Origin of the sequence: Photobacterium salinisoli (assembly GCF_003614885.1) — a bacterium.
Lineage (GTDB): Bacteria > Pseudomonadota > Gammaproteobacteria > Enterobacterales > Vibrionaceae > Photobacterium > Photobacterium salinisoli.
The window spans coordinates 96,763-120,209 of sequence record NZ_QZMS01000011.1; the positions used below are offsets into that span (position 1 = coordinate 96,763).

The following is a 23,447-nucleotide window of genomic DNA, read 5'->3' on the forward strand; positions in this document are numbered from 1 at the left end:
AACCATGCACGCCTGATAACAATGCAACACCCTAGCCCAAGAAAAACCGCCACCCTTAACAAGGTGGCGGTTCTTTTTATGATTCGCAGATGAGCAAATCCGATCAGTACAGAACAAGCCGGATCGTTAACTGACTTTTTCCAGCGATTTCACTTCTTCATCGTCATCTATCATTGCATCATCAATGAAATGCGGTGAGTTATTGCTGTTTGCTTTGTCTTTCCTACGCTGCTGGCGATGAACGCCCAGCGCCAGCATGCAAGGGGTGATGACCAGCGTCAAAACTGTTGCAAAGGCCAATCCTCCCGCCACCGCAGTGGCAAGCTGTGCCCACATTTGCGTGGACGGCGCGCCGAACTCCACCTTACGCTGTATCAGATCTACATTTACCATCATTACCATAGGCATCAAACCTAAAATGGTGGTGACCGTTGTCATCAAGACAGGACGCAAACGCTGGGCACCGGTGCGAAGAATCGCTTCAATCGCCTCCATACCCTGGTTTCTGAGAACGTTATAAGTATCAATCAGAACAATATTGTTATTCACCACAATCCCGGCCAGCGAGATGATACCTATCCCGGACATCACTATGCCGAACGGCTGGTTAAACACCAGCATCCCAAGCAGTACGCCAACTGTTGAGAACAACACAGCAGTCAGAATCAGAAAAGCCTGGTAGAAAGAGTTAAACTGCGTCACCAGAATAATCGCCATCACGGCCATCGCAATCAGGAAGGCTTTACTCAGGAAGGCCGAGGCTTTTTCCTGCTCTTCATTCTCCCCTCTGAGCGTAATCTGCACCCTGGGATCCAGCCCCAACTCGGGTAGTCGCGCCATGACTTCGGGAATAACTTTACTTAAGTTGTAACCGGGCGCCATGTCAGCCGTCACAGACAGCGCCTGCCGTCCATCCACTTTCTTGATGGTATCCAGTTTGTTGGCAGCCTCAAGTGTACTGAAATTACTGAGCGGAATTTGCCCCTGCGCCGTTTTCAGGCGAAGCTCTTCCAGGCGGGTAATATGCCGGTACTGTTCCGGAAAGCGCACACGAATATCCATTTCATCATCAACGTCATCAGCCCGGTATTCGCCGAGCGTTAACCCTGTTGTGACAAACTGAACATTATTACCCACCAAAGTGGCATCTGCGCCAAACCGCGCGGCATCGGCCCTATCCACTTTGATCTGCCATTCGATACCCGGTTTAGGTCCGGTATCATCAATGTTGGTAAAGGCAGGGTTGGATTCCAGCTCCTTGCGTACTTTCGCAACAGTGTCTTTGAGCAGCTCAGGAAAACGCGAGCTGATTTGCAGGTTGATATCTTTATCACCTGTCGGAGGGCCAGCCTGATCTTGTCGCACTTCAATTTCCAGCCCGGCAAGCCCGCCCGTGCGCTGCTTAATCTCTTCGATCGTTTCCGCCGCCGGACGTCTGTCCTGCCAGTCAATCAGGTTAACCCGGAGCATACCAATCTGGTCATCGCCACCCGAACGCGCATACAGGGTTTCTACCTCTGGTAAGTTCACGATCTGGCGTTCCACCTCTTGGATCAGGCGATCTTTTTCTTCAATTGAGAGATCGCCCTGAGACCGAATGACTATATTAAACCCTTCAGGTTCTACCTCAGGAAAGAATTCCGTTCCATTGCCGGCTTTACCGTAAAGTAGAATAACCGCAAACGAGAACGCCAACGCGCCGAATAATACCCGCCATGGCCGCTTGACTGCCGCTTTAAGTACCCGGACATAATGACCGGTGAAACCTGGCAGGTGCTCAATATCCCCTTCTTCAGCTTCGATCAGCTGCTGACGTTTTTCAGCAGAGATGGGGCGCGGCTTACCAAACAAGCCCCCTAATGTCGGCACAAAAATCAATGCCATCGCCAAAGAGGCAACTAAGGTCATGATCAGCGTCAATGGCAGAAACTTCATGAACTCGCCCATGATGCCTGGCCAGAAGAGTAACGGTCCAAAAGCGGCCAGCGTTGTTGCGGTGGAAGCAATGATCGGCCATGCCATACGCTTCGAGGCCTTTTTATAGGCTTCATAGCGCGGCGTGCCTTCACTCATTTCACGGTCGGCGTATTCAGTGACCACGATGGCGCCGTCTACCAGCATGCCAACAGCCATGATCAGGGCAAAGAGCACCACCATGTTGACCGTATAACCCAGCACAGCCAATGCCAGAATCCCGGTCAGGAATGAGCCGGGGATAGCAATACCCACCAGCAATGCCGTTCGTGCACCAAGAATGGCGATAATGACAATAACTACCAGTAAAATGGCAGACAGCACATTGTTTTGCAGATCATTCAACATGGTTTTGACATGTTTTGACTGATCGCCGGTGTAATCCACCGTAATGGTTGGCGGCCAGAATTCGCGTTCTTGCTCAATCAGCGCTTTCACGCCTTCGACCGTCTTAATGATATTTTCGCCCGGCCGCTTTTTGACTTCCAGCGACACCGCAGGTTTACCGTTCACGCGGGCATAGGATTCTGCGTCCTTAAATGTCCGGCGAACGGTCGCCACATCACCAAATGTAATCACTTTATCGCCAGACACTTTAACCGGCATTTCCATCACATCTTTGATATTGTCAAAGACCGATGGCAGCTTGATCGGAAACCGTCCCTGTCCGCTGTCGAGCGTACCTGCCGCCACAAGCCGATTATTACGCGATATCAGATTATAAATATCTTGTTGATCCAGATCGTAGCTTTCCATCAGCAGCGGATCGACCAGAATCTCAATCATGTCTTCCCGATCACCACCGATATCCACTTCCAGCACTTCCCGCATGCTTTCAAGCTTATCTTTCAGATCGCGGGCGATAGTAATTAGCGCCCTCTCTGGCGCTGTGCCCGACAACATGACTGTGATGGCCGGGTTTTCAGAAGCCATGGTGACTTCATTAACCGTCGGCTCGTCTGTGCCGTCCGGCAATTTCGCCTTTGCCAGACTCACTTTCTCGCGGACATCCGCTAAAGCACTGTTGGTATCGGCCCCGGCCACAAATTCCAGCAATACCGAACCATGACCTTCACTGGCAGTTGAGGTCATCTCTTTCACGCCGTCTATGCCACGCAATTCCTTTTCCATTGGCCGCAGCAACAAACGTTCAGCATCTTCCGGTGAAATACCGCTATGAGATATCGAGACGTAAATAAAGGGAATGGTAATATCCGGTTCGGCTTCTTTAGGAATACTCTGGTAACTCATATACCCGGCAACCAAAAGAAGCAGCAGAATAAGCACAACGGTACGGGTACGATGCAATGCGGCATCTATCATCCCTAGCATTATCAGTTCTCCATCCTGATTGCTTCAACACGCTCACCCGGTCGTACAAAACCCTGGCCAACGGTTATCACATCCACCATGCCTGAAAATCCACCCAGCCAGGTACCGTCACCATCACTTTTCACGACGCGCACTGGTGTAAAGACCACATGATCTTTCTCTACGGTTTTAACACCGAGATTCCCGGCCTCATCCAGTGCCAGTACGGCAGGCGTCACTTTAATGGCTTCCGTTTCTTCAATCGGTACTACCAGCTCAGCGCTGGTACCTGCCAGTAAGTGCAATTCTTCATTGTCGAAAGCCACCTCAATACGAAACGTATTCGTGGCTTCATTGGCCACTTTCGAGAGATAACGTACCTTGCCTGTGGCAGAATGATTGCCAACCAATCTTGCCTCTGCTTGCTGGCCCAAGCGAATGTGCTGAATATCCGTTTCAGTGACATCCGCTCTGACTATCAGCGGGTCGATATCAGCAATGTCACCAACCGGATCGCCTTCCTGAACATAATCCCCCACTTCCACCATACGCTCATTCAATATTCCGCTCAGTGGTGCCCGGATGGTGGTTTTTTCCAGCTTCAGTGTTAACGTCGCTATGGTCGCCTGCGCATCGACAAGGTCGGCTTCCGTTTGAGCTAACAGAACACGCCCCTGAAAGCCTTTTTCATTGAGTCGCTTCGCACCGTCGTATTCAATCTGACGCTGTTTAAGTACCGCTTTCGCGCGCTTTAATTGCTCCGGCCAGTCATCCTGAGCCAGACGAGCAATGATCTGCCCTTCTTTCACTAACGAGCCACGCTGCGCAATGACATCAATCACCCGGCCAGACACTTCGGCCTTGATTGTCGCCTGGCGGCTGGGCTCTGTTTTGCCGTAGAGCGTCAGACTACGAAATACCGGTTCGGCTTCGAAGGTGGTGATTCTGACTTTGGGTACCGGCGCCTGAGCTTGAGACTGAGCAGACAAACTGTTTTCATTACCCGACGCCTGTACGGCGGCACTGTTTTCCTGAGACTGACCACCAGACAGCATCCAGCCAAGAATCAAAACGGTAATTCCAATGGCATATATATAAGGCCTGGCCGCTAACCACCGTAACACGGTGTGTAGTCCTTTCATCATATTCTCCTTTTTTATGACGAAACGTCACCAATCGGTACAACTCTAGTCTAATGCAATTTCGCGCGATTCATTTTGTTATTGAGTAATAACATGAAATTGCGACAGTGAGATTTAACATGAAAAAGCAACGAATTAATCAAACTGAATTCTACTTATATGTATAAAAGATAAAAAGCAGAGCTTACGTGTTTTAACTTCATTGTTCTGAATATGTTAACTCTGATAAAAAACGGGATAATTAGTGTGTCTGCATTTAATGAATTCACCCATGTGTCATATACCTTATTCATAGTAGGTACACGCATATAGCAAGTCACATACCAAAAAACATTCACCATTTAATTCAATGAGATAGTTAAAGCCCCCATTCACGAAATGGCGAAGGTTGCCGATAATTGGCGAAAAACCGACTGTCTCATTCATATTTTTATGCAATTTCACCCATCAACAGATGATTGCCGTTATCTGCTGTTAACTCTGTATATCCGCTGACTTTTCTCTGATACACTCCGCCGAAAATACAGGTGATGCTTTAAGGGATAAAGCGATGATCGAATGGAGTAAAGATCGAATCTGGTATCAGGATATGCCGTGGAAGCGTTATGGCGTGCCTGTTGGTTGCCGCATGACCGTAATACGGCTCAAAAACGATAATCTTCTTATCCACTCCCCGGTTCAGCTCACCACGGGTATTCAGCTCCAGTTAGCCAAACTCGGCCGTGTCACAGCCATAGTGACGCCTAACCTGAACCATCATCTCTTTTTGTCAGAGTGGTGGCTGGCCTATTCCCAGGCGACCTTTTTTGCCCCTCCCGGGCTTCAGTTCAAGCGCACAGATCTGGTTTTTGATGATGCATTGGGTGCTGAAACACCTGCGCTGTGGCGAGGACAATTATTACAGACGCTGTTAAGAGGCAGCGACAGAGTTGAAGAAGTGGTGTTTTGCGATCCCGAATCACAAACCCTGATCCTTGGCGATGCCATGGCCTGGCTGCGAAACAGTCACCACCCTGCAACTGTCGCACTGGCATTAGCCAATGGCTGCTATTTTCACCCTGCGATGCCCCTCTACTGGCGTCAAAGCTTCCACAATAAAACCCGGTTACGCCAGTCCTTGCAGGAAATTCTGACCTGGCCATTTGACAGAATCCTGTTTGCCCATGGGCAGGTAATCCCTGAGAACGGCAAGCATATCTTTTCTCAGGCTTTTCGCTGGGCACTGGCATAGCGCAATAACACGTTCCGTTGCAATAAAGCTGTCAGCTTTTCACTCCACTATGAACCATGATAAGTGTATACCTTAACTACTTGATGATGCAGGTAGGCTGCAACACCGCTGCAGCTTCAAGTGGGACAGGTATAGTGATGATGAAAACAGGGATTCAATGTGACTATTACTGAACGTTTGCCTGAACTGATACAACTTGAAACGCTGATTGAAAGTGAAGCGAAAATCAAACACCGTATTCGCCTGCAAGCCTGTGAGTTAATCCGGTTACCCTTCCAAGACCAGCATCTTCCCATTTATGAGTGCCGTTTAGGCAACGCCACCCCTGGTCTGCCCTGCCTGTTTCTGGTTGGCGGCGTGCATGGCCTTGAGCGTATCGGAACTCAGGTTTTGCTTTCGCTGCTGACCAGCCTGTGCCAGCGTCTGGCCTGGGACAATAACCTGCAACGCACGCTTGAGAACATGCAGATAGTGGCGATTCCGCTGCTTAATCCGGTGGGCATGGCCATGCAACGCCGCTCGAACGCCAGACATGTTGATCTGATGCGCAATGCCCCTGTTGACAGCCAGGAACGCACAGCATGGCTGGTCGGTGGTCACAGAATCAGTCCCCGCCTGCCCTGGTACCGCGGCCCGGTTGGACACCCTATGGAGGCAGAAGCACAACTGCTGGTTGATCAGGTGCTAAAACAAACCCGGCAAAGCCCGTTTACTCTGGCACTGGATTGCCATTCTGGCTTTGGGCTCAGAGACAGAATCTGGTTTCCTTACGCCAAAAGTACCCGTCAGCCTGTCTCTCGGCTCGGCAGTCTTTTTCGGATACGCGAAATGTTTTTTCAGGCATACCCTCATCAGAACTATGTATTCGAACCGCAGACAAAACATTACACCTGCCACGGTGACTTGTGGGACTTTTTGTATGATGAAGCAGAAGCCCAGGGAACGACTCTGCTTCCGCTCACGCTGGAAATGGGCTCCTGGCTATGGGTGAGAAAAAATCCTTTACAACTCTGGCATCCACTGGGGTTATTTCATCCCATTAAAAAGCACAGAGTGCAACGGACCCTCCGCAAACACCTCGTTCTGTTAGACTTTCTGATAAATGCGACCGAAGCTTATACCAACTGGTTCAGCCACAACGAAGATATTGCGGACTGGCACCAGGCTATGTTGCTCTGGTATTCATCAAACCATCAGGATAACTGCTCATGACTCACTGCCAACGACCTATTATCCTTTTGCGAGGCTTACTTCGCGAGCAAAGGCACTGGGGCAATTTCACCCAACAATTAAGATCACACTTTCCTTTCCGTAAAGTGATCGCGTTGGATCTGGCCGGTAACGGTCAGCGGTTTCTTGAGACGTCCCCCTCCACCATCAGTGCCATGGTTGATGACCTCCATCAGCAGTTACATTTTTTACACGCCCGGGAACTCGAAACGGAAAATAAAATAGAAGCCGGCACCTATGATCTGCTGGCGATTTCTATGGGAGGGATGATTGCGCTTGAGTGGGCAAGATTGTACCCGGAGGAAGTAAAATCACTGGTGCTGCTCAATACCAGTGATGGCAAACAGTCCCCCTTTTATAAGCGATTACGGTGGCGGCAGTACCCCAATATCATCAGATTGCTGATGAGCAAACCTGAAGAGCAGGAAAAATACATTCTTCGTATGACCTCAAACATGTACCCCGAAGATCCTGACACACTGAAAACATGGATTCGATGGCGCAAAGAATGTCCTATCCAAAGGAGTAATCTGCTCAGGCAACTGAATGCGGCTTTGAGCTTCAGATATAAAGATGTTCCGGATAAACCCGTATTACTGCTTGCTTCGCAGCATGACGAGCTGGTCGATGTTTCTTGCAGCCGTACGCTTGCCCAGTACTGGCAATGCCCCATACACATACACCCAAGTGCCGGCCATGACTTACCCCTTGATGACCCCGACTGGGTTTGCCGTTACTCACTGTCATTCTGGCAGGGTATAAAATAAAGGAGGGTTTATCGCGAAATTGACTCAGCCACCGTTCTGGCCAGCTTATTGTAAAGTCACACACTTCTTTGTTGAGTCCAGAAGAAGTCCTTGGCGTCTCAGTGTTGATACGTCACAAACGAGACGTTACCGATATTCTCAAAGATGACATTGCATACGTTGAGATTTATGCAGATGCATAACCATCGTAGGAGAATTTTCATGTCTTACAATCGCAGTATTTTCATCACATCCTTTACTGTTCTGGGCCTGATATTACTGCAAGGCTGCAGTTCCGGTGACGATGAAACCAGCACGCAAGCCCCTACAGCCTCGCCCATCGATAAGACGATGGACATTTATTTGCCGGCAAGAACCGATAAAAAGCCCAACACCAAAAATCCGGTCTTTCAATTTACCAATGTGGCCTATTTCCGTGAAAATCTGGAATACGATAATCCAGCTCAGTTTACAATTTTTGACGATGGTACTTGGGAATATTATGCCGAGCGTATCATCAATAAGAAAATAACTGGTGGTGAGGATAATTCCGGAGGCGCTTGGATCCAGACATTTTATGTGAAGTATTACAGTGACTGGGATCAGTATAAAAAAACCTGTGCCGGTTCTATACTCCATTCCAACAACTATGATTTAGCCACAGCTAAATACAATGTTGAGCTCAGAAATTATAAGCAAAGCGGTTTTGATAATGTGCTGAAAGATAAACTTCCCCAGATCCGCTGTATTGCGGCTTACCAGCAATGGCATCAATAGCATCAGCGAAAATAGCCAAACTTTGCCCGGTAATGTCCAGGCAAGTTTGGCTTTACTCTTTGCTATTTACTTTGGTGAAGCGAACACCTGAGTCCAGTAAATACCGTAGGTACTGCCTGAATTCGTATCAGACGCAGCGCCCATCTGCGTGAAGCTGCCGTTCATGATATTTCGGCAATGCCCTTCACTTTTCAGCCAGCCCTGCATGACCGCAGAGACGGTCTTCTGGCCCGCCGCAATATTCTCACCCACAGTTTTCCAGTTGTAACCCTGTTCGGTCACACGCTGGCTAGGCGATGAACCATCCAGGCCTGTGTGGCTGAAATAGTCATAATTGGCCATATCGCTGGAGTGCAAGAATGCCGTTTGCTCTAACGTGGCATCCCATGTCAGGGGGCCAACGGCTGGCATCCAAGTGCTGCCACAAGTCTGACCTTGAGCACGTGCAGCATTCACTGCTGCCAGCATTTCATCAGCCAAGGATTGATTTGATTCGCCTGCGCCAGCTTGATCTGTGCCACCTGTATTTGAGCCAGTGCCAGTACCCGTTCCGGTCGATCCTGAACCCGAAGAACCGCCTGTCGTCTGACCGCCACCTTCAGTGGTTGGCCGCTCTGAAGAACCACCATTAGAGACTGAAGAGCCGTTATGAGAAGTCGAGTTGTTACCTGAACCACCGTCCGAACCGCCACACCCGACAAGAGCAAACGTAGATAGAATCAAAACTGTAAGAATTCGCATGGGTACATCCACTTAATAATAATAAGATCCTGATTTATAACGCAGAGGCCAGAGTAATCAGTCGCCAAGGATAAGTCTCTGCAATGTGCAACCTTTACAGCTGCAAAGATAAAATCAGCCAACAACGGGAGAGGAATATACTGACTGCGAACATCTGCTAGCAATAGCTGGCGTTTAAAAAATGCACATCCTGACAATCATTTGACACAAAAATATGCCAGTTCTTGAGCACACTGCCGAACTTAATCTTCATGAAACAAGCAGATAAACCACCCGTACATTGTTCAAAATACACACAACACAAAGTGATTGTTTTTTGTTCAATTCTAACAAAAATCGCACACAGCAAATTGGTGCAAGCAAGATAACAACAAAGGCAGTGAGAAGAAGGATAGGACACCAAGGATTTGGCCACTCAGGCTAAATCCTGCTGGCTCAGGCTTACGCCTTTGATTTGCGCATACAGGTTATCACCGACATGAAGGTTAAGTTCATCTGCCGCCCAGGGCGTAATATTGGCCGTCAGTATCGACGTGCCAACAGTTAAACGGATCACCACGATATCAGAGTGATATTTGTGCTGCTCTATGCCTTCGACGGTGACAGGCAACACATTACGTATGCTGGTCTGCACGGGTTTGATTCTGGTAACGGAAATGTCATTGGCGTGAATTCTCACCCTGACCATTTCCCCGACAGGTCGGCGCACTCTGCTGACCCACAGCGGCAGATCGGGTCCGATACAAAGCTGGGTCAACGGATAGGAAGGATGATGTTCGGTGACTTTTAGCTGCAACACTGAGCTTTGTTCTCTGGCGCTGAGCCAGGGACGCATCACAGAGGAGGCCCATACATCTGTCAGTGCGCCATTCCCAATCACCTTGCCCTGATCCAGCACCACCATGTGATCTGCCAGGCGAAGTATCTCATCCAGGCTGTGGCTGACATAAAGTACAGGAATACTGACACTTTTAGCTAACGATTCCAGATAAGGCATTAGCTCTTGCTTTCGCGGTAAATCCAACGAGGCTAAGGGCTCATCCATCAACAACATATCGGGCTTACTCAGTAACGCTCGGCCAATGGCAACACGCTGCTTCTCACCGCCAGATAAACTGGCAGGATAACGACCTAATAAATGCGATATATCCAGCAGTTGAACGACTTCACTGAAAAGTTCCGGGTCTGGCTTTCCGTGGTTTCCGTAAAGCAGATTACCTTTCACCTTATAATGCGGAAACAATCTGGCGTCCTGAAAAACATATCCGATACGGCGCTTTTCCGGAGGTAAATGAACGCCCTGCCCTGTATTACAAAGCACATGCTCGCCAAATGCGATATGACCTTCATCCGGTTTACTTAAGCCGCTGACGATATTGATAAAAGAGGTTTTACCCGCACCTGAACGACCGAAAACAGCAATAATGCCCGAAGCAGGTAAACGCAAGTCAACATCCAGTCGCATTTGTCCGAGTTGCTTGACAAAATTCAACTCTAGCATCAGTTACCCAACCTGTTTCGTGCTGTCCGGGCCAGCCATTCCGCGATCACCAGAGACAGCAAAGCAATAATAATGGCTATTATGCACAAGCGGGCAGCTTCCACTTCGGCTCCCGGTGTTTCAATGAACGAAAACATGGCCAGAGGAATAGTTTGCGTTTCGCCGGGTATATTCGAGACAAAAGTAATGGTCGCGCCGAATTCGCCCAGCGCCCGGGCGAAGGCTAATACGGTGCCGGTGAGTATGCCGGGTAACATAAGCGGTAATGTGATGGTAAAAAAGACTTTAACCGGACTGGCCCCCAGCGTGCGTGCCGCCTGCTCTAATTTGGGATCGACATTTTCCAGTGCAAGTCGTATTGCTCTTACCATTAACGGGAAAGCAACCACAGCGACAGCCAGCACAGCCCCGCGCCAGCTAAACCCAAACGTGATGCCAAACCAATCGTAGAGATAAGCGCCAATCATTCCCTGCCGCCCCATCATGACTAATAGCAGGTAACCAACAACGACAGGAGGGAGAACCAATGGCAGATGTACCAGACCATCCAGCAGGGATTTACCCCAGAACTGCCCTCTTGCCAGCAACCAGGCACAGCCAATGCCTGCCGGCAGACTGACAATCACTGCAGTGAGCGCGACTTTCAAACTCAACTGCAGCGCAGTGACTTCGTAGTCAGTTAGGGTAAAGCTATCCATGGGAATACTCAGAATGACACACTTCCCGTTGGTTAATTGACTGAAAAGCCGTAGCGCTTGAACACCTCAGCCGCATCAGAAGACCGCAGGTATTCATAAAATCCCTGTGCCGCTTGCGAGGGTGTCTGCTGGGTTAACGCAATCGGATAAGTAATTGGCTGATGGCTTTGTTCAGGAAACTGGGCAACAATCTTGACGTTTTGTGCTATCTGAGCATCTGTCTGATAAACAATACCAAACTTCGCTTCCTGCCTTTCCACCAGCAAGAGTGCAGAACGAACATTGTTCGCTCTCGCCAGCAATGGTTCGGCTTGTTGCCAAAGTCCCAGTGATGCCAGGGCCTCTTTGGCATAAATGCCCGCCGGCACATGTTTGGGATCGCCAACAGCCAGTCGGCTACCGTTTAATGCCTCAGTGATGTCCCATGAGCCTTTTAGCGGCACTGAGTCCACCGATTCAGACTGATGCGTAACCAGGACTAACCGATTATGCAGTAAATCGTTGCGTGATTTGCTATTGATCACTTGCTGCTCTGCCGCATAATCCATCCACTTTGTATTTGCTGATAAATACAAATCGGCAGGGGCTCCCTGAGCTAACTGGCGGGCAAGCGTTGACGAAGAAGCAAACGAGAGTACAACCTCATTGCCGCTGGTATTCTCATAACTCTCCGCCAACTCATTCAATGCATTAGTCAGCGAAGACGCAGCAAAAACCAACACTTTTTCCTGCGCAGAAACCTGAGAAATAGTAGACAGGCAGAGAGAAAATAACACGAACAAGAGCTTTTTCATTACCAGACTCCATTCCAATTAATGAGTCAGAGATAGTAAATCAGATGACTATACCTGACAATTATTTTCTGACCACAGAGTCAGAAAATAAAGCTTATCAAAAAGAGCCCTGGGCAATCATGCTTAGATTAAGCAGCGATTGGCCAGGACTCTCGCCCTCCGTGTTTTGCTTTACGCTGAAAACTGCCTTTGCCTTTTCGGGCTTTTTCAACTCTGCTGCGGAAGACTTTACTGGTCACGACGGCTTTAAGCGCATTGTCCATGATTGTTCCGCGACCATGATCGGTTTCAAAACCAGTATTTGTGGCCTGCTCAGTGTGCTTGCAGCACTTATTCTTTGCCATGATATGCTCCTTGGTTAATCAGTAATTACCGGCAAATTTCAAGCGAAGTGTACGCCTGACAGTTAAAAATACAAGGGATTGCCAAGATAAATTTTAGACATCAGATTTCAAAAAAGCGCTTTAATTTCCTGATGTTGCCACTTCGGAAGCGGAAACACCGGGATCAATATACCGTTTGTATAAATCCAGGAATTCTAATACCACTTCTCTTGCCACATCTGTTTCGCAATTGGTCAAAAAAACCATACCTGTCTGAGTGGCCGGGTTAAAAACCATTTCTGTTCTTATCCCTTTAACCCAGCCGCCGTGATGAACAAAGCCGGTAATCCCCTGATAATCAAATGTCCGCCACCCTAATCCGTAATACACATTACTCAGCTTCGCCCGGTATCGATACTGATTCGCCCGTATCAGCGGCTTATGCAACAACCTAAGATTGTCTTCACTGAGTACCTCAGGATATTGACCAAACTGGGCCAGCATCCACTGTGCAAGATCCTGCGCGCTGGCATTAACGCCTGCCGCTGCCGGCACATCATAATAGTAAGGAGCAGGTTTAACGGCCGCATAACCTGACTTGGTTCTGACATGCGGAACAACCCTGTCATCGGCATTCAGAAAGCTCTTCAAGCCGAAGGTAGCAGTGTGCATGTGAAGTGGAATAAAAATATGCTCTGCCACGAACTGGCTGTAATCCATGCCAGATGCCATAGAAATCATGTCAGCACTCAGGTTATAGACAATATTCTGGTATCCGTAACATTCACCGGGATCACAAACAAACTTTACTCTGTTTAATATTGAAAGAATCCGCTGATAGCTCACATCATTTTCAAGCAGATCAGAATATGCCTGAGGCACCAAGCCTGTGGTATGCGACAAGACATTTCGCAGTGTGACTACTTTACCTAAATCGGGATCACTGAATGTGACATTTTCAAGATACGGGACAACGTGGGTATCCCATTCAATCAGACCACGGTCAACTAACAGTGCCGTTGCCGCTGAAGCAAAGGTTTTAGAAATGGATGCCAGAGGAAACAAGGTCGCAGAATCAATCTTTTTATCACCTCCCACTTTAGTGACACCGTAACCACGCAATAAGCGGATCTCACCGTTCACGAGCACAGCCATTGACGCACCAGGGATTGAACTTGTCACGGCTTGATTCACAAATTTATCCAGCGCAAAAACAATTTCATCGCCAGGGGCTGCACATGCACCCCGAATGCCTAAGATGAAAATACAGCACCATAACCAGGTTCGACAGCACACAACCCCACCTGACACCCTGTCCCCTGCACAAGCAGGTAATAGGGTAGGTATAATCTAAGAAGTTAAAAACAGGTATCAATCGCACACTATTCACTTCTTTTTCCTGCGACAATCTATACTCACAGGTAGACGGAAGGGGGGGTGTTTGCCACCAGTCAGGATTGACTGTCATTGAGTGCTCTCAATCAACAACGACGACCATTAAGCCAGTTCAACCCTGGATGAATCTTCACATTACAACAGAGTGACACAGATCACACTTTAGTGTTAAAGTATGATTTGACGCACACTTTACAGTGACGACATCAATTTGATTTATAATAATGAGAACTCATCCGATGAGTTATTTGAGAGCAAGGGCACATTTTGATCCTGCTGCTGCTAAGCCAAGATTCAATATGCCGCCTCAACATACTAAGAAAAACGATAAAGGTTGGTAAGCATGAAAGTGGTCGACTTTCTCAAACAGAAAAGTGAAATTTTGGCCAAACATCCATTTGAGCTGAAAGACTGGCTGTCGCCGTCAATTCGTGACTATTGGATTGAATTCCTTAACAAGGCTCACGTCACAGGTTGGGCTAAAGCTGAGAGTATTGTCTCGAATGGCGAATCTGTACAAAAAACGGCAGCTATCGAGATTCATCCTGAAGCCGCCAAACTAATGGAAGAATTGCTCGCTTCGCTGGGTGAAGAAATTCACGTTGGTAATTGGCTGACTGTCGATCAGGATCGCATTAACCGGTTTGCCGATGTCACGGACGATCATCAGTGGATCCACACAGATCCGGAGCGCGCTGAGCAAGAGTCACCTTTTAAAACAACAATTGCGCATGGATTCCTTACGCTGTCGCTGCTCTCTGTGCTGACAGATAGTGTCGATCCCAACAACCAGAAATTTCCTACCGCAAAAATGACCGTTAATTACGGTTTAAACCAGGTACGCTTCCCCTATCCGGTTAAAGAAGGTAGTCGGGTGCGAGCCCGTACAAAAATCCAGTCTGTTACCCCTGTTAAACGTGGTCTGGAAATTGTGCAGGAAATTTCCGTAGAAATTGAAGGCTGCCGCCGTCCTGGCTGTGTAGCAGAATCCGTCGTTCGACTGTATTTCTGATCAATATCTTATGTTATACCGCTCAAACCTTGACTCAGTTTGAGCGGTAAAGCTCAGTAATTATTCCTTTCTTAGACAGCGCCAGACAGTAACAAGATCACCATACAGGTATTATCTCCCTTCTGTTATTTTCACATGCCTTTTTCGTATATTCCCTGAAAATCAGGTGCTTTTTGTTGTTCAAGATCCCAACCTTAAACTCTATCAGTTTAATTCAGGTGCCATTTCCAGTTTGATGTTCGTCGGTTTGTTAGGCCATTCACGTATGAGTGGCATCCCACATTGGGGACTGATTTTTAGGGAGAGTCACTATGATTAAATCCAACCCATTTACTGAAACTGACAATGATCGCGCTGCTATCTGGGATATGCTGGTAACGCGTGATATCAAAGCTTATTGTGAGGCCGACTGGTCGCAGGTAGCAGAAGACTTCGTTGAAGATGAGTTTTATGCCATCAATGCCAATAAGTCAGATAATCCGGCTGCATGGACATTCGCTTTCTCCTCTCTGGCGGACTATCAGGAAGAGTGGCTGCGTCAGGCAAAGGTTGCACAAGAAACAGCATACAGTGAGCCATTAGAGCTGGCGGTTCATGCTGCTACCACCTTGAGTGAAATCACCATCGAGAATGGACGTGCAATTGCCCGTAAACAATTTTGCGGCAGCATCCAACGTGCAGATGGTGGTACCGATGAACTGCTATGGCAGTCACTCTACTACCTGAAACACACAGATGCAGGCTGGAAAATCTGTGGCTTTACCGGTTATTTACCCTATTCCGCATAAATTCTCCGCCAGTGCTATAGCTGCCCGCCGTGAAGCGGGTAGCTTCTCAATGAAATACCGATAATAAAATGCAGGCGAATAAAGGAAATAGACCCGATAAAAAGAAGGTGAAACCAAAATGGTAATTTGCTTGTATTTCTCTTTGCCTGTCTGCTTCTATCTCATGATCCGACACCATAGATACGGCTTTGATGACAGCTCGGTCATCATCAAATGATTGACTCTCTTTGCCGCCATTCCAGACAATGCCGGCCATCGCCCATTGCAATGCAAACATATAAAACAGCACATCACCGCTCACACTGAATGGCTGCTCGAAAAATTTATGGCCAACCCATACGGCACCAGCGGCCAGTATATTACTCAGCAATACGTATTTCAGAAAATTCAGCATCTTCTCGTTAAATGATTCAACATGAAAAAACGGTTTTATTCGTTGCGAGCCCACTTTAAAGCCTTTGTATTATTATGCAAGTGCACTCATTAGTTTGCTTATTTGAGTTGTAATGAATGTCAGATGCTCAGCAACAAAAAACGACGCAAGGCGCCGTTTTTATCTCTGCTTGCATTTCTTGAACTTAACTTTCCATATCACGCAATTGATTCAGATACTTAATCCAGCTTTGTGAAGCCTTTGTCGATTGTAAATTATCCGCTTTCTTTGCATGTACAATGGCCTGTTCAAGATTTTTTAATTTGTAATAGGCGCGTACTTTAGCCAGCTCAATATCCGCTTGCTTGCCTTTTATCTCTAGTTTATCCAGTTCATTCAGCGCAAGTTGATAATAGCCTTCCTGTAGCAAGAGCGTAGAAAGCTGCCAGCGATACTGAGTATCTAACTTAACGGCTTTACGCCACGTTTCTATCGCCTGATCCCATTCTTTTGCCATTTGCCAGTAAGTCGCCTGAGAAATCAATAAATCAAGATTACTGTCACTGTTTTCCAGTGATGCAAAAACTCGAGCTGCTTTTTCAGGAATTCCTTCCTGGGCGTATAGTTGGCCCAGGGTTTTCAGATCCTGCTGAGATAAGGCAACGCCCTGCCGCTTTGCCAGCGCTAACGTTTCAATCGCTTGTTTTCTTTTCTCCAACCGCATTTCGATGCCCGCCAACTGTCGCCACCACATGACTTTTTGCGGTTCCAGCGTAATCAGGCTGCTCAAGGTTGGAAGCGCTGACTTATACTGCTGCAGCTGTAACTGAGCACCAAGCTTGAGTGATAACGGCTGCACTTCTTTTTGTTTGTGAACACGCTCATAGTGCTGAATAGCTGACAGCACAGAGCGCCATTCTTCAAGCTGATAATTAGCCTGGGCAATTCTCAGCCAGAGCTCATCGGCTTTATCAGTTGCCGGAATCGATTTACTGAGTTGATAGTAATAGCTAAGTGCTTTTTGATATTGCGCCTGGGATAGCAATATATCGGCCAGCATACGTTGTGTGGATCTCAGGTATTCATCATCAAGCTGCCCGCTCTCAATGGCTTGCGTTAACCGTTGAATCGATAACGAAGGCTTGCCGTCCTGCCAGTAATAGACTCCCAGCATGCGGTTAACAAACGCTTTATCATACGCGCGGGAAATATCCATCTCCCTGAGCAAAACAATAGCTGCGCTTACCTTGTCTTCCAGCTGAAGTTTCTGTGCCTGCTGCACTTTCCCGGCCGTGTACTGAGACAACTGCGCCGACAGCGCGATAGGCGCAAACAAGATCGCCATTATAAAAGCTAATTTTTTCATCACTTACTCAGATTAAATTCCACTTTTACTTGCTGACCATACTGGGATAGCGCTTTACCGCCTTCAATCTTTGGTTGGTATTTCCAATTCTTTAAAGCGCGGATGGCTTCACGGTCAAAGACACGATTTGGCTGAGCATCAACTATTTTGATATCGGTTGGCCTGCCCTGCGGATCGATCGTAAATGACAACACCACATACCCTTCAATATTTCTTTTCAGGGCCCGAGCTGGGTATTTGGGCTCAACGCGATAGAGTGGCATGGCCTGCTGATCCCTTCCCACATCTGAAACGGTCGGTAAACTGATAGCCAAACCTTTCACTGAAGCATCCATGGCAATTGACGGCATTGTTGGCGACACCAAGGGAGTCACGGCACTTGCCTGAGTGCTTTGGGGCATAGCCTGTGGTGGCGGCTCAGGTGTTTCCGGTTTTTCTGGCACCGTCCGCTGCCGGCGCTGCGCTTCCTGTTCTTGTTCAACCATCACCATATTAAACGCAAGCGATTCTTTTGCTTCCGGCAGTTGACGATTTCCGTCATCAACCATCCAGGCCATAAAAGTAAACAAGCCCCCCGTAATCAACACTGCTAACGGAGCGGCTAATAGGAGCCTGAGCATCAGCGTTTCTCCGCCGCCAAGGCAATGTTTTTGACTCCGGCGCCTTTGGCCGCATCCATGACCTTTACCACAGTGCCGCTATATGCGTGCTCATCAGCCTGAATAACCAAAGACGCATCCGGTTGATCAAGCAGCAAGGTTTCCAATGTCGCCTGGACGCGTTCAACATCCACTACCCGTTTATCGATATAGACGTCATTTGCCGAGGTGATCGCAACAAAAATGCCGGCATCTTTCTGACTGACCACGTTGCTGGCTTGCGGACGATTCACTTCAACGCCGGCCTCACGTACGAAAGAGCTGGTCACGATGAAAAAAATCAACATGATAAACACGATATCCAGCATAGAAGTCAGATCAATCTGAGCTTCTTCACGTGCGACAGATGGGCGACTTAACCTCATCGTTGACTCCTCATCAATTTTTCTAGTTTTTGCTCACGCATCTTGCACGCTTTTGCAAGACGAGCATGAATAAACATGCCTGCCAGTGCGGCAACCATACCCGCCATTGTTGGCAAGGTAGCAAGTGAGATACCCGAGGCCATCAGTTTTGGCTGGCTGCTGCCTTGATTGGCCATGACATCAAATACAGAGATCATACCGGTCACAGTTCCCAGCAGCCCCAGCATAGGGCATATAGCCACCAGGACTTTAATCACATTCAGATTCTGGGATAAGGCAAGCTGTGCTTCACTGAGCCAACCCGCGCGTATGGCATGCGCATACCAGGACGTTTGATCTTCTCTGGCGTACCACATAGCCAGCCACTGCTGTTTTTGCTTGGGGTAGGTAAACGTCAGATACAGCAAACGCTCAGTGACCAGCAACCAGGAGAACAGCACTACACCGGCCAGCCACCAGAGTATTTGCCCTCCCTGTTGCATGAACTGCTGCAGGGAGATCCACCAGGTTTCGGCAAATTCGCTACTGAACAGTGTCACATCCATTACGCAGTGCTTCCTGTTTTTTCTGCTTCAGCAGCGACAAGACTGATTCCCTGCTTCTCAAGAATGCTACGGATTGCATCTGCCTGCGCGCTCAGCAGGTTATGTGCAAGAAGCAGAGGCATGGCTGATATCAGACCCAATACGGTTGTCACCAGTGCCATGGAGATCCCTCCCGCCATCACTTTAGGATCGCCATTACCGAACTGAGTAATCACCTGGAAGGTTTCAATCATACCGGTTACGGTTCCGAGCAGGCCCAGCATAGGTGCCAGCGCCGCGAGAAGTTTCAGCATAGATAAACCACGTTCCAGCCCCTGCTGTTCATCGACAATGGTTTCCAGCAGCCGTAGTTCCAACGCTTCAACAGAACGTTTTTGATCGGTGTCGTAAACCTTCAGAACACGACCAAGTGGATTGTTGCCCGGGTTTTCCGGTTTCTTAAGCTGGGCATTAATTTGTTGGCGGATCCAGATCAATTTGCAACCGCGGTACAAAGCGATGATGCCGCCGATCGCCAGCAGTCCAAGAATAATTTTACCCACAACCCCACCTTGGGACAGGCGTTCTGTCAGAGAAGGGGTATGTGCCAGTTGCTCAAGCATTTTGCCGCGCGACGGGTCAACAACAGCCATTTGAAGGCCCGTTTGCTGCGATGCTATCTGACTGGCTACCGGACCATTCTCAGGCTGCTTTAAATACGGTGTCGCCACTTGGCGAATGCCATTCCAGGCCAGATAGCCCTGTTCACCTATCAAGCCAATGCTGCCAAGACGGTAAGCATCCACAGTGGATTGGTAGCCTTCCCCGTTAATATAAGAGACAGACACTTTGCGCATTTCTGAGCTGGCCGTGATTTGCTCGTTCATACCTTGCCACAGCCCGTTCAGCTGCTTAAGTGAAGGCAATGCCTTAGCATCAACGATATCGTTCACAACAGCAGCATACTGATGGCGATCGGCACCAGTGACTGATGTTTCCAGCTCCGCCTGCAAGTCTTTGGCTGTCTGGCGCACCACGCCAAACAATTCGCCCAGACTACCAGACTCAAGCCTCAATTCTTCTTCCAGCTGGGCCAGTGATTTTTCATTTTGACTAAAAGTGCTGCTCAGGTTATCGATCTGTGTATTCAGCAATTTACGCTTGGCCAACAGCGCTTCTTTTTGAGCACGTATCTCTGCTTCTGTCTGCTTAAACCCAGCTTCGCGGGCTTGATTGTGGGCTTGCTCGGATTTTTGTTCCTGTCGGGTCTTTTCAACCAGGCCATCAACAGCCAGCACAGAAGTCGGCACCGAGACCAGGGTAAGAGCGAGTGCTAACGTTTTAAGTTTCATCTCAGTTAGCCTCCAGATTCACAGAAACAGGAAGAGAAATCAGTCCGGGAGCGATTTGTTTCGAGGCCATTGCAAAGGCTTTATCCAGCTCAGCGCCAGCCTGAGGCTCCAATGACTGCCATTGATGAGCACCGTCATCCCAGGCCCAGTAGCGCTGACCGTCGAGGCTTCGCGCCACGAAAGACACACGTCCGAGATACAGCAGATCAGCCTCAATATTGTCTGTGTCACTCAAGGCCAATTTACCCTGATAGACACCCAGCTTGGTGCCATAGTCCATTTCAATCTGGTAAGCCTCCAGAATACGGCGATACTTTTCGGCATCACTGATATCGGCCTGAGCCATCATGAACTCCAGTTTGGCAATCCGTGCCAGCCGTTGATCACGTTTGATTGGTTTGTCATCTTCTACCACAGTTTTCAGGCCAGCTATCATCTTATACATCAGTGGCACGACACCCTGGCGCGTTTCCTGGATGCCTGAAATCTGTTCACTTAAACTGCTTTTTTCTGATTCCTGGCTATCAACCAGACGAGTCAGGTGATCCCGATACACAATGAGGTTTTTCACTTCTTCCTGAAGGGCTTCAATTTCAGCCTTCATTGAAAGCGTTGCATCTGCGCTTTTATCGATCTTCTTCTGGCTTTGTTCAGCAGACTGATTGATTTTGCTCTCAATATTGCGGGCCGTATCAAGTGTATTGGCCCCTGCATTTATGCTCAGACCGAGTGCGATCACGGTCAGACTGGATTTCATCATGTTCATCTTGGAGCCGTTACCTTAAGCATCCTGTTCAAAAGCCAGCCATTGCGCTAACTTCCCATAACTAGTCAATTACTCATTAAGTGAGTAACTGGTCACACATCTTAATTGAAAACAAATCTCATTTAAACTATAAAATCCGGAAATTTTGCTTCCGCCAATCCCATAGAAGCACGGTTCCGAGCAGTCCGAATCACGCATGAAGAACAATCCGAATGCAAGACAGTGACCTGACGAAACGGGGAAGATATAATGCGCGGGATTATCAGTTATTCGGAAAGTAAAGTGTCCAATCTCTCCATTGAATCAATTCAACAACAACTGTCTGACTTAGGCTTCCGCCCGGAAGGGATCAGAATCGTGACGGTTTCAGCAATGACTCCTGAGTTATTAGAAACTTGCACGACCCAGGAAAACGAATGTTTCTATAACTCTTACATGAATGTCATTTATGGTAAGGGAGAACGCTACGTACTTGGCTTTCGCTGCGAAGATCCGATCGTCGATCATGCGATCATTCGTTCGGGAGATATGTATTTCGACCCGACATTACAGGCAAATGGCGACTTCACTTCCTATCAGTTTGCGATACTCACTGAGTTTACTGTTTTCGACATGATGCTCCATGCAAAGTCTAATAAAGACTTTCCGCCAGATGTCGACTACCTCTTCAGTAAAGCAAGCAAGTTCAAAAACGTTATCGCTGCCAAATAGAATAACGCTTAGCTTATTCTGGTGCTGGCCTCGCCTGCCCTTCTTCAGCAAATATTCAGTAAAACTTTGAGCTAATGCTCAAAGTTTTATTCTTCACCTTACTTTTTACCGTTAACCCATGAGATTTTGTGCGTTGTGTGGCATAAATATGCTTTGTGGCTCAGTTTCTCTGTGTCTGCGTATTGACTAGTTTTTAGATATTTATCAACTGTTAACGATTAATAGAAAGGAATAAAGCATGAAGCCTTTGGTTTACAGTCTGATCGGTTTATCCCTGGCTGGATGTAGCAAGGGCGTCATGGTATCTATTCCTGAAAACTTACAATCGGCAGAATTACCAGATACCGGTTTTTTGGTGGGTAGCATAGGCGCATCGACCATCTGGCCATCTACGGGTGAAAACTTAAAAACAACACTGTATTTTAGTCGAGCCGACTCAGAGCAGCATATCACTGTGACTAACAGCAATGATTCCAGTGATTTTCGCAGCCCTACTACTACAAGTTCTTTGTTTTCTGTGCCCCTGCCGTCAGGAAACTACCTGCTTCATACGATCACTTTTACAGGCACTGACGGCCGAAAAACCGTCCATACCCAAACCGGTAAACAACTGGATTTATCTTTTTTTATCCAACCGGGTGAAGTCACTTATCTGGGCGAGTTCATTGCCAGCAGTAAAGTGTCCAGAAGTTCACTCTGGAACACAGATTATCCCAACGGTAAAGGGTATCTGACGCATAGCTATGCGTTAGAAAGAGATCGCAATTTTTTCTACAAGCAGCACCCTGAGCTTTCTGGAAAGCACTTCAATACTGTGACCTTAAAAGTCAGCCATTCTCAGCTATTAAAATTGCAGCCTCTATCCGACCCTGAAAGCTGACCCTTGCTTACGCTCCCTTCTTTTAAAAAACATTTAAATACAATGTCTTAAATATAAAAACTTGCTTATGTTCAGGACAAAAAATTACCACAAAAATCCCACATTGAATGCTTGACATTGGCCAAGACGATACAGGTTCTGGGGTCCGGCCATTTCCCACAGAGTTATACACAGCTTTTGTGGATAACGGCTAGCGGTTGAAACATCAAAGACTTACTGTGTGTACTTTCGAACAGAATAAACAAAAGGGCCAGACATGATGTCTGGCCCTTTTGTTTGTTCTCAGCAATTCACTTTATTCAATTGCTGAGCATTCTGCATCTTCAATGCTCAAATTCGAATTCAAGCCAAATTGATCAAGATACTGTACGGCTGTTGGGTAGAAGCCGGCATTGATTGCATCTTCAATACTGCTTAAATCAATTTTATACGTCTTCAGACCAATTTCTGTCAGCTCAGTAGGAAGACAGCTTGAAGCATCGCCTTCTTTAAAACAAACGCCCGATGTTTCCGGAATTTTTGCGCAGCCTGAGTCAGTCACAGAGCCAACGGCATTGACCAGATCATCACGAGTGCCAAAAGGCGCATTCGCAGGTAAATCCACACTGTAACTTTGCAGTTCTGCCCATGTGTGGTAGCCATCAGGCACACCAGTCAGGTTTGTCGTGCTGGCACTGTGGATCGTAAATACTTCGACCTTACCCTCAACCAAATTTTCAATTGTTTCTTCATCACAGCCAGCCAGGGCCAGTAATGAGCATAAAAGTACTGCTGCTCTTGTCATTTTT

The 23,447-nt window shown here is 47.7% G+C and carries 24 protein-coding genes; 8 read left to right on the forward strand and 16 right to left on the reverse strand.

The annotated features are described in order from the left end of the window. Positions 1-126: 126 nt before the first annotated feature. On the reverse strand, positions 127-3,306 hold the full coding sequence (locus tag D6M16_RS11665; protein ID WP_120512069.1) for an efflux RND transporter permease subunit: 3,180 nt from the start codon (positions 3,304-3,306) through the stop codon (positions 127-129). Positions 3,307-3,308: 2 nt separating this feature from the next. Next, positions 3,309-4,427, reverse strand: coding sequence for an efflux RND transporter periplasmic adaptor subunit (locus D6M16_RS11670; RefSeq protein WP_162941001.1), 1,119 nt, complete (start codon positions 4,425-4,427; stop codon positions 3,309-3,311). 550 nt (positions 4,428-4,977) lie between these two features. On the opposite strand from D6M16_RS11670, the gene D6M16_RS11675 reads away from it, so the two are divergent. The 4 genes from D6M16_RS11675 (at position 4,978) to D6M16_RS11690 (ending at position 8,411) form a co-directional block, all read left to right on the forward strand. Beyond that, positions 4,978-5,658: a DUF4336 domain-containing protein gene (locus D6M16_RS11675; RefSeq protein ID WP_120512071.1), complete on the forward strand. Its 681-nt coding sequence runs from the start codon at positions 4,978-4,980 to the stop codon at positions 5,656-5,658. Between the two features lie 159 nt (positions 5,659-5,817). After that, positions 5,818-6,870, forward strand: a complete 1,053-nt coding sequence (locus tag D6M16_RS11680; protein ID WP_162941002.1) for a M14 family zinc carboxypeptidase — start codon at positions 5,818-5,820, stop codon at positions 6,868-6,870. Continuing rightward, positions 6,867-7,655: an alpha/beta fold hydrolase gene (locus D6M16_RS11685; RefSeq protein ID WP_120512072.1), complete on the forward strand. Its 789-nt coding sequence runs from the start codon at positions 6,867-6,869 to the stop codon at positions 7,653-7,655. The genes D6M16_RS11680 and D6M16_RS11685 overlap by 4 nt, the downstream gene beginning before the upstream one ends. A gap of 201 nt (positions 7,656-7,856) precedes the next feature. After that, the gene (locus D6M16_RS11690) at positions 7,857-8,411 is read left to right on the forward strand and encodes a hypothetical protein (RefSeq protein ID WP_120512073.1); all 555 of its coding nucleotides are present in this window, start codon (positions 7,857-7,859) and stop codon (positions 8,409-8,411) included. Positions 8,412-8,477: 66 nt separating this feature from the next. On the opposite strand, the gene D6M16_RS11695 is transcribed toward D6M16_RS11690, so the two are convergent. The 6 genes from D6M16_RS11695 to D6M16_RS11720 all read right to left on the reverse strand — a co-directional run bounded on the left by D6M16_RS11695 (position 8,478) and on the right by D6M16_RS11720 (position 13,779). Beyond that, on the reverse strand, positions 8,478-9,152 hold the full coding sequence (locus D6M16_RS11695) for a CAP domain-containing protein (RefSeq protein ID WP_120512074.1): 675 nt from the start codon (positions 9,150-9,152) through the stop codon (positions 8,478-8,480). Between the two features lie 415 nt (positions 9,153-9,567). Further along, complete coding sequence (gene modC / locus D6M16_RS11700) at positions 9,568-10,653, reverse strand: molybdenum ABC transporter ATP-binding protein ModC (protein WP_120512075.1); 1,086 nt, start codon at positions 10,651-10,653, stop codon at positions 9,568-9,570. After that, positions 10,653-11,351, reverse strand: coding sequence for a molybdate ABC transporter permease subunit (modB, locus tag D6M16_RS11705; protein ID WP_120512076.1), 699 nt, complete (start codon positions 11,349-11,351; stop codon positions 10,653-10,655). Before modB ends, modC begins: the two co-directional genes overlap by 1 nt. Before the next feature lie 32 nt (positions 11,352-11,383). Continuing rightward, positions 11,384-12,145, reverse strand: a complete 762-nt coding sequence (gene modA / locus D6M16_RS11710) for a molybdate ABC transporter substrate-binding protein (RefSeq protein ID WP_120512077.1) — start codon at positions 12,143-12,145, stop codon at positions 11,384-11,386. A gap of 128 nt (positions 12,146-12,273) precedes the next feature. Beyond that, a complete protein-coding gene (locus tag D6M16_RS11715) occupies positions 12,274-12,489 on the reverse strand; it encodes an alternative ribosome-rescue factor A (RefSeq protein WP_120512078.1) in 216 nt (71 codons plus the stop codon). Positions 12,490-12,609: 120 nt separating this feature from the next. Beyond that, on the reverse strand, positions 12,610-13,779 hold the full coding sequence (locus tag D6M16_RS11720; RefSeq protein WP_338048221.1) for a serine hydrolase domain-containing protein: 1,170 nt from the start codon (positions 13,777-13,779) through the stop codon (positions 12,610-12,612). A 427-nt stretch (positions 13,780-14,206) separates the two neighbouring features. On the opposite strand from D6M16_RS11720, the gene D6M16_RS11725 reads away from it, so the two are divergent. Then, the gene (locus D6M16_RS11725; protein ID WP_120512080.1) at positions 14,207-14,875 is read left to right on the forward strand and encodes a MaoC family dehydratase; all 669 of its coding nucleotides are present in this window, start codon (positions 14,207-14,209) and stop codon (positions 14,873-14,875) included. A gap of 311 nt (positions 14,876-15,186) precedes the next feature. Beyond that, positions 15,187-15,663 carry a hypothetical protein gene (locus D6M16_RS11730; RefSeq protein WP_120512081.1) on the forward strand — a complete coding sequence of 159 codons (477 nt, stop codon included), beginning with the start codon at positions 15,187-15,189 and terminating at the stop codon, positions 15,661-15,663. A 46-nt stretch (positions 15,664-15,709) separates the two neighbouring features. On the opposite strand, the gene D6M16_RS11735 is transcribed toward D6M16_RS11730, so the two are convergent. From D6M16_RS11735 to D6M16_RS11765, 7 genes are all read right to left on the reverse strand, one after another. After that, positions 15,710-15,964 carry a hypothetical protein gene (locus D6M16_RS11735; RefSeq protein WP_205576882.1) on the reverse strand — a complete coding sequence of 85 codons (255 nt, stop codon included), beginning with the start codon at positions 15,962-15,964 and terminating at the stop codon, positions 15,710-15,712. Between the two features lie 277 nt (positions 15,965-16,241). Beyond that, on the reverse strand, positions 16,242-17,402 hold the full coding sequence (locus D6M16_RS11740) for a tetratricopeptide repeat protein (RefSeq protein WP_120512083.1): 1,161 nt from the start codon (positions 17,400-17,402) through the stop codon (positions 16,242-16,244). Continuing rightward, a complete protein-coding gene (locus tag D6M16_RS11745) occupies positions 17,402-18,022 on the reverse strand; it encodes an energy transducer TonB (RefSeq protein ID WP_120512084.1) in 621 nt (206 codons plus the stop codon). The genes D6M16_RS11740 and D6M16_RS11745 overlap by 1 nt, the downstream gene beginning before the upstream one ends. Then, on the reverse strand, positions 18,022-18,426 hold the full coding sequence (locus tag D6M16_RS11750; protein WP_120512085.1) for an ExbD/TolR family protein: 405 nt from the start codon (positions 18,424-18,426) through the stop codon (positions 18,022-18,024). The genes D6M16_RS11745 and D6M16_RS11750 overlap by 1 nt, the downstream gene beginning before the upstream one ends. Next, a complete protein-coding gene (locus D6M16_RS11755) occupies positions 18,423-18,971 on the reverse strand; it encodes a MotA/TolQ/ExbB proton channel family protein (protein ID WP_120512086.1) in 549 nt (182 codons plus the stop codon). The genes D6M16_RS11750 and D6M16_RS11755 overlap by 4 nt, the downstream gene beginning before the upstream one ends. Further along, positions 18,971-20,302: a MotA/TolQ/ExbB proton channel family protein gene (locus D6M16_RS11760; RefSeq protein WP_120512087.1), complete on the reverse strand. Its 1,332-nt coding sequence runs from the start codon at positions 20,300-20,302 to the stop codon at positions 18,971-18,973. Before D6M16_RS11760 ends, D6M16_RS11755 begins: the two co-directional genes overlap by 1 nt. Position 20,303: 1 nt before the next feature. Further along, positions 20,304-21,068, reverse strand: a complete 765-nt coding sequence (locus D6M16_RS11765; RefSeq protein ID WP_120512088.1) for a DUF3450 domain-containing protein — start codon at positions 21,066-21,068, stop codon at positions 20,304-20,306. A gap of 249 nt (positions 21,069-21,317) precedes the next feature. Between D6M16_RS11765 and D6M16_RS11770 the strand changes: the two genes are divergently transcribed. Then, a complete protein-coding gene (locus D6M16_RS11770) occupies positions 21,318-21,779 on the forward strand; it encodes a hypothetical protein (protein WP_240435602.1) in 462 nt (153 codons plus the stop codon). 238 nt (positions 21,780-22,017) lie between these two features. After that, the gene (locus tag D6M16_RS11775) at positions 22,018-22,659 is read left to right on the forward strand and encodes a hypothetical protein (protein WP_120512089.1); all 642 of its coding nucleotides are present in this window, start codon (positions 22,018-22,020) and stop codon (positions 22,657-22,659) included. Between the two features lie 295 nt (positions 22,660-22,954). Here the strand turns inward: D6M16_RS11775 and D6M16_RS11780 are convergent, their stop codons facing one another. Further along, complete coding sequence (locus D6M16_RS11780) at positions 22,955-23,443, reverse strand: hypothetical protein (RefSeq protein ID WP_120512090.1); 489 nt, start codon at positions 23,441-23,443, stop codon at positions 22,955-22,957. Positions 23,444-23,447: the final 4 nt, after the last annotated feature.